The organism is Arthrobacter sp. Dra40, assembly GCF_059091905.1.
The window spans coordinates 1-6,280 of the sequence record NZ_JBNHHB010000261.1; the positions used below are offsets into that span (position 1 = coordinate 1).

Sequence of the window (6,280 nt, forward strand, 5' to 3'; positions counted from 1 at the left end):
GTATGGACATCAAGGGCCACACCGTCAACAAGGTCATGATCGCCCAGGGCGCCGACATCGCCGAGGAGTACTACTTCTCCGTGCTGCTGGACCGGGCGAACCGCAACTACCTGGCCATGTGCTCGGTGGAGGGCGGCATGGAGATCGAGCAGCTGGCCGTGGAGCGTCCCGACGCCCTGGCCAAGGTTGCCGTTGACCCGGCCGTCGGCATCGACCAGGCCAAGGCCGACGAGATCGTCGCACAGGCAGGCTTCGCCGAGGAACTGCGCCCGAAGGTCGCCGAGGTCATCATCAAGCTCTGGGACGTGTTCAAGAAGGAAGACACCACCCTGGTGGAGGTGAACCCGCTGGTCAAGACCGGCGCCGGCGACATCGTCGCCCTGGACGGCAAGGTCTCGCTCGACGAGAACGCGTCCTTCCGCCAGCCCGGCCACGAGGAACTCGAGGACAAGGATGCTGCGGATCCGCTCGAGGCCAAGGCCAAGGAACTGGACCTGAACTACGTCAAGCTCGACGGCCAGGTCGGCATCATCGGCAACGGTGCGGGGCTGGTCATGTCCACCCTCGACGTCGTCGCCTACGCCGGTGAGAAGCACGGCAACGTCAAGCCCGCAAACTTCCTGGACATTGGCGGCGGCGCCTCGGCCGAGGTCATGGCCGCCGGCCTGGACGTCATCCTCAATGACAGCCAGGTCAAGAGCGTGTTCGTGAACGTCTTCGGCGGCATCACCGCGTGCGACGCCGTGGCAAACGGCATTGTCAAGGCCCTGGAAATCCTGGGCGAGAAGGCCACCAAGCCCCTGGTTGTCCGTCTGGACGGCAACAACGTGGACGAAGGCCGGCAGATCCTGCTCAACGCCAACCACCCGCTGGTCACCCTGGCCCTGACCATGGACCAGGGCGCCGACAAGGCCGCCGAACTGGCCAACGCCTAAGGACCGAGGAACTAACAACATGTCTATCTTCATCAACAAGGACTCGAAGGTCATCGTCCAGGGCATCACCGGCGGCGAAGGCTCCAAGCACACGGCACGCATGCTGCACGCCGGTACCAACATTGTGGGCGGCGTCAACGCCCGCAAGGCCGGCACCACGGTCACCCACGGCCAGAAGACCCTGCCGGTGTACGGCTCGGTCAAGGAAGCCGTCGCCGAGACCGGCGCCGATGTTTCGATCGTCTTCGTCCCGCCGGCTTTCACCAAGGACGCTGTGGTCGAAGCCATCGAGGCCGAAATCGGCCTGGTCGTAGTGATCACCGAAGGTGTACCGGTGCAGGACTCCGCCGAGTTCTGGGCTCTGGCCCAGTCCAAGAAGGACGCCGACGGCAACCAGATCACCCGCATCATCGGCCCGAACTGCCCGGGCATCATCACGCCGGGCGAGTCGCTGGTGGGCATCACCCCGGCGAACATCACCGGCAAGGGCGGTGTGGGCCTGGTCTCCAAGTCCGGCACGCTGACCTACCAGATGATGTATGAGCTGCGAGACCTCGGTTTCTCCACCGCCATCGGCATTGGCGGCGACCCGGTCATCGGCACCACCCACATTGACGCCCTGGCGGCGTTCGAGGCCGATCCGGAGACCAAGGCAATCGTGATGATCGGCGAAATCGGCGGCGACGCCGAGGAACGTGCCGCCGAATACATCAAGGCCAACGTCACGAAGCCCGTTGTCGGCTACGTGGCGGGCTTCACCGCTCCGGAGGGCAAGACCATGGGCCACGCCGGCGCCATCGTCTCCGGCTCATCCGGCACGGCGCAGGCCAAGAAGGAAGCCCTCGAGGCCGCGGGCGTGAAGGTCGGCAAGACCCCGTCCGAGACCGCTCATCTGCTGCGCGAGGTCTACCCGGACCACGAGCCGGCCTCGAGCCTCTAGGCCCACCGCCAACAGCGCCGAAGCCCGTCACCTGCAGTCAGAGGTGGCGGGCTTCGCCTGTTCCCGGCGGGGAACGGAACCTGCCTAAGCTGAAAGCACCACACCATCACCTGAACACAGGAGGCCACATGCGAGCTGCAATCATCCACGGACCCGGCGACATCCGCGTCGAGGACCGCCCCGAGCCCCAAATCCTCGCCCCGGCCGACGCGATCGTACGGGTGACGGCAACCTGCGTCTGCGGCTCCGATCTCTGGCCTTACCGGGGCGTGCGTAAGCCGGGTGACCCGCATCCTATCGGCCACGAACTCATCGGTGTCGTCGAGGCCACCGGCGACGCAGTCCGGACGCTGTCAGCCGGCGACTTCGTGGTCGCCCCGTGGGCCATCAGCTGTGGCGAGTGCCCGCCCTGCCGCAACGGCGTGCAGACCTCCTGCGAACGCCGGGCGAGTTGGGGCGGGAAGGATGAGCACGGCCTGCCGGTCGACGGCGGCCAAGGCGAAGCTGTGCGGGTGCCCAACGCCGATGGCACCCTGGTGGTGGTGCCCGGCGTGACCGAACCGGGGGAGGAGCTGGCCAAGAGTCTGCTCACGCTCTCGGACGTGATGGGCACCGGACACCATGCGGCCATCAGCGCCAAGGCCGGACCGGGGCGCACCGTGGTGGTGGTGGGCGACGGCGCCGTCGGACTGTGCGGCGTGCTGGCGGCCAAACGGTTGGGTGCAGAGCGGATCATCGCCATGTCCCGTCACGATGACCGGGCAGCTGTGGCACGTGAGTTCGGGGCGACGGACGTGGTGGCCGAACGGGGCAAAGAGGCGGCGGAGAAGGTCAAAGCGTTGCTGGGCGGTGTGCTGGCCGACTCGGTGCTCGAATGCGTGGGCACGGCGGAGTCGATGGACCAGGCGCTGCGCTGCACCAGGCCCGGCGGCTCGGTGGGCTTCGTGGGTGTTCCCGCGGGCGGCGCGGAACTGCCCATCGGCGTGTTGTTCTCCCGGAACATCGCCGTCGCTGGCGGCGCTGCCCCCACCCGTGAATACCTTCCCGAGCTCCTTGAGGATGTGCTGGCCGGCAAGATCAATCCGGGGAAGGTCTTCGACGTCGTCATGCCGCTTGCAGAAGCCGCTGAAGCCTACCGCGCGATGGATGAACGCCGCGCCATCAAAGTGCTCTTGCGGCCCTAACCGCGGCCCGGCCTTACGTCGCCGTGAAGGGACAGCCGCGGCAGCCGGTCAGCTGCGGTGGACGGTCAGCCCGGGTAGAAGGTCCCGCCCGGTTGCCGGTCAGCTGCGGTGGACGGTCAGCCCGGGTAGAAGGTCCGCGCGGTCGACGGTCACCCCGGGTAGAAGGTCCCGCCCGGCTGCCCGTCAGCCGCGAGCCGCTCAGCCGCGCAGCCGTTCCATGCCGGGATCCACCAGCGGCTCGGCGGACACCGTGGCCGGGATGCGGCGGCCGAAGTACTCGATCTCCACCGGGTCCCCTTCGGCGGTATCCGCCGGCAGCCAGGCGTAGGCCACCGGCCGCCCCACCGTGTAGCCGAAGGCCGCACTGGTGACGTATCCGGAAGGGACGTTGCCCACATACACCGGTTCCTTGCCCATCACCACCGACCGGCCGTCGTCGATGGTCAGGCAGCGCAACCGGCGGACCGGCGCGCCCGCGGCAGCCAGCGCCGCAGCACCGACAAACTCTGCTTTGTCGGCCTTAACCGCAAATCCAACGCCGGCTTCCTCCGGAGTGTGCTCGGTGCTCATGTCCGTGCCCCAGAGCCGGTAGCCCTTCTCCAGCCGCAGGCTGTTGAAGGCCGCGCGGCCGGCGGCGATCACGCCGTACTCCTGCCCGGCGTTGAACAGCGCGTCCCAGAGCTTGAGTCCTTGATCCGCGGTGGTGTAGAGCTCCCAGCCCAGTTCGCCCACATAGGAGAGCCGCATCGCAGTGACGCTCACACCGGCAATGCGCACCTGTGCCGTCCGGAAGTACTTGAGCGAGTCATTGCTGAAGTCGTCGCTGCTGACCTTGGCCATCACCTTGCGGGCCAGCGGCCCCCAGAGCCCGATGCAGCAGGTGCCGGCGGTAATGTCCGTGACCTGAACCCACTGCGCCGGGTCTGCCTGTGACTGTGCGGCCGCCTCGCCGCTCAGGTACTCATAGTCGGCATTGTTGTTGATGCCGGCTTGGAACCGCTCCGGCGCCAAGCGCGCCACCGTGATGTCGCTGCGGACGCCGCCGGCGGAATCCAGCAGCAGGCAATAGGTCACCGCTCCGGGCTGCCTGCCGATCTGCCCGGTACTCAGCCGCTGCAGCAATTCCAGGCTGCCCGGACCGGAAACCTCCACCCGCTTGAGCGGCGTCATGTCATACAGAGCGACGGCGGTGCGCGTCTTCCACGCTTCGACGGCGGCGATGGGCGAGTGGTAGCGGGCCGTCCAACCATCCCGTTCCGGTTCACGCCAGTCGTGCGGAAGATCGGCCAGCAAGGGTGCATTGGCCTCGTACCAGTGCGGACGCTCCCAGCCGCCGGATTCAAGGAAGAACGCGCCGAGCTCCTGCTGGCGGCCGAAGAACGGGCTGGTCCGCAGTTTCCGCGGCGATTCGCGGGGCTGCAGCGGGTGCAGCACGTCGTAGATTTCCACGAAGTTCTGCTGGGACGTCTGGCTGATGTACTCCGGAGCCCGCTGGACGTCTTCGAACCGGCGCACATCGCATTCGTGCAGATCCGTCTGCGACCGGCCGTCCACCAACAGCTCGGCCACTGCCTTGGCCACGCCCGCCGAATGCGTCACCCACACGGCTTCGGCCAGGTAGAAGCCGACGACGTCCGGTGATTCGCCTATCAGCGGGCCGCCGTCGGGAGTGAACGAAAAGACGCCGTTGAAGCCGTCGGCGATGTCCGCGCCCTGGAGTGCCGGCAGCAACCGCTGGCTTTCCCGCCAGGACGGTTCGAAGTCCTCCGGGGTGAAGTCCAGCCGCGACGGCATGCGGTCTTCGGACACGTCCGCCGGCGGGACAGCGGACAGCTCGTCCAGGTTCACCGGCATGGGGCGATGGGCATAGGACCCGATGCCCAGCCGGTCGCCGTGTTCGCGGAAGTACAGGTCCGCGTCCTGATGGCGCAGGATCGGCAGCCGGGCGCCGTTGGGCAGCTCGTTCCAACCGGCCAGCGCCGGCAACGCCGAGGTCTTGACGTACTGGTGTGCCAAGGGGAGCAGCGGCACCGTCATGCCGACCATCGCGCCGATCTTCGGCCCCCAGAACCCGGCACAGCAGACGACGACGTCGGCGGGTATCCTCCCGGTGTCGGTCGCCACGGCGGTGACCCGTCCGCCGTCGTGCTCAATGCCTGTCACGGTAGTGGAACCGCGGAATTCGACCCCGGCCGCGGAGACCCGGTCGATCAGCAGGCGGACGGCACGCGCCGCCAGCGCGAGTCCGTCGGACGGGATGTGCAGGCCGCCCAGCACATTTCCCGCGGGCAGCAGCGGATGGAACTTCTCGCACTCATCCGGATCGATCAGCCTGGCCTCGAGGCCCCACGAAGCTGCGAAGCCCGCCCGGCGCTTCAGGTCTTCGAACCGCGCCGGCGTGGTGGCTACCTCCAAGCCACCCACCTGGTTGAAGCAGGAGGTGCCGTCGGCCGTGAGGGAAAGCAACTTGTCCACGGTGTAGCCGGCGAATTCGGTCATGGTCTTGGACGGGTTCGTCTGGAACACCAACCCGGGTGCGTGCGAGCTCGACCCGCCGGCCAGGTGCAGCGGGCCCTGCTCCAGGACCGTGACGTTCGTCCAGCCGCGGGCGGCCAGCTCGTCCGCGAGATTGGCGCCGACAATCCCTGCTCCGATGATGACGATGCGCGGGGTGGTGCTCATGCGGTAATGCTCCTTCAGGTAGCAGGGTGGGGCAAGAGGTGAAGAAGGGTCATGCGTTGGTGCGTGCGGCGGGCGCCCCCGGTACTCAGGTCCGCCCGCCGCCGGGCGGCTCAGGCGCGTGGCGAAGAAGCTGCCGGACACGTTCCTTCGGGACAGGTGTCGTCGCATTCGTGTTTGGTGACCAGGTCGAACCTACTGCCGCCGTGCTGGCCCACCCCGGAACGGATGGCGCGCTCCACCACGGAGTCGGCCAGCCGTCGGCGCAGCGCCAGCGGATCACGGCGCAGGTCCTTGGCCAGCGCGATGCACATCAGCAGCATCACCAGGACGAACGGCAACGCCACCACGATGGTGATGTTTTTGAGCCCGTTCAGGGCTTCGGCCGGCTGGTCCCCGCCGGCCAGCAACATCACCGCAGCCACTGCGCCGGTCAGCGCACCCCAGAAGATGACGACGCCGCGGGAGGGCTCCTCTGCCCCGTTGGAACTGAGTGAAGCCATCACCAGCGAGGCCGAGTCGGCACCCGTGACAAAGAAAAT

Annotated in this window: 5 protein-coding genes; 3 read left to right on the forward strand and 2 right to left on the reverse strand. The window is 67.5% G+C overall.

The window, feature by feature from the left end; translation table 11 throughout:
* From sucC to AC5RWT_RS33265, 3 genes are all read left to right on the forward strand, one after another.
* On the forward strand, positions 1 to 935 hold a 935-nt coding region (sucC, locus tag AC5RWT_RS33255; protein ID WP_494083940.1), incomplete at its 5' end, for an ADP-forming succinate--CoA ligase subunit beta.
* Positions 936 to 954: 19 nt separating this feature from the next.
* On the forward strand, positions 955 to 1,875 hold the full coding sequence (sucD, locus tag AC5RWT_RS33260) for a succinate--CoA ligase subunit alpha (protein WP_494083941.1): 921 nt from the start codon (positions 955 to 957) through the stop codon (positions 1,873 to 1,875).
* A 128-nt stretch (positions 1,876 to 2,003) separates the two neighbouring features.
* A complete protein-coding gene (locus AC5RWT_RS33265) occupies positions 2,004 to 3,059 on the forward strand; it encodes a zinc-dependent alcohol dehydrogenase family protein (RefSeq protein ID WP_494083942.1) in 1,056 nt (351 codons plus the stop codon).
* A 198-nt stretch (positions 3,060 to 3,257) separates the two neighbouring features.
* On the opposite strand, the gene AC5RWT_RS33270 is transcribed toward AC5RWT_RS33265, so the two are convergent.
* Both AC5RWT_RS33270 and AC5RWT_RS33275 read right to left on the reverse strand, forming a co-directional pair.
* Positions 3,258 to 5,741 (reverse strand): GcvT family protein, encoded by a 2,484-nt coding sequence (locus AC5RWT_RS33270; protein WP_494083943.1) that lies wholly within the window; start codon positions 5,739 to 5,741, stop codon positions 3,258 to 3,260.
* Positions 5,742 to 5,851: 110 nt separating this feature from the next.
* Positions 5,852 to 6,280: BCCT family transporter (locus AC5RWT_RS33275; RefSeq protein ID WP_494083944.1), on the reverse strand; the 429-nt coding region annotated here is incomplete at its 5' end.

Excerpts from the sequence above, each read along its gene's own strand:
- AC5RWT_RS33270 (WP_494083943.1), bottom strand. The coding sequence starts at position 5,741 with ATGAGCACCACCCCGCGCATCGTCATCATCGGAGCAGGGATTGTCGGC.
- AC5RWT_RS33265 (WP_494083942.1), top strand. The coding sequence starts at position 2,004 with ATGCGAGCTGCAATCATCCACGGACCCGGCGACATCCGCGTCGAGGAC.
- sucD (WP_494083941.1), top strand. The coding sequence starts at position 955 with ATGTCTATCTTCATCAACAAGGACTCGAAGGTCATCGTCCAGGGCATC.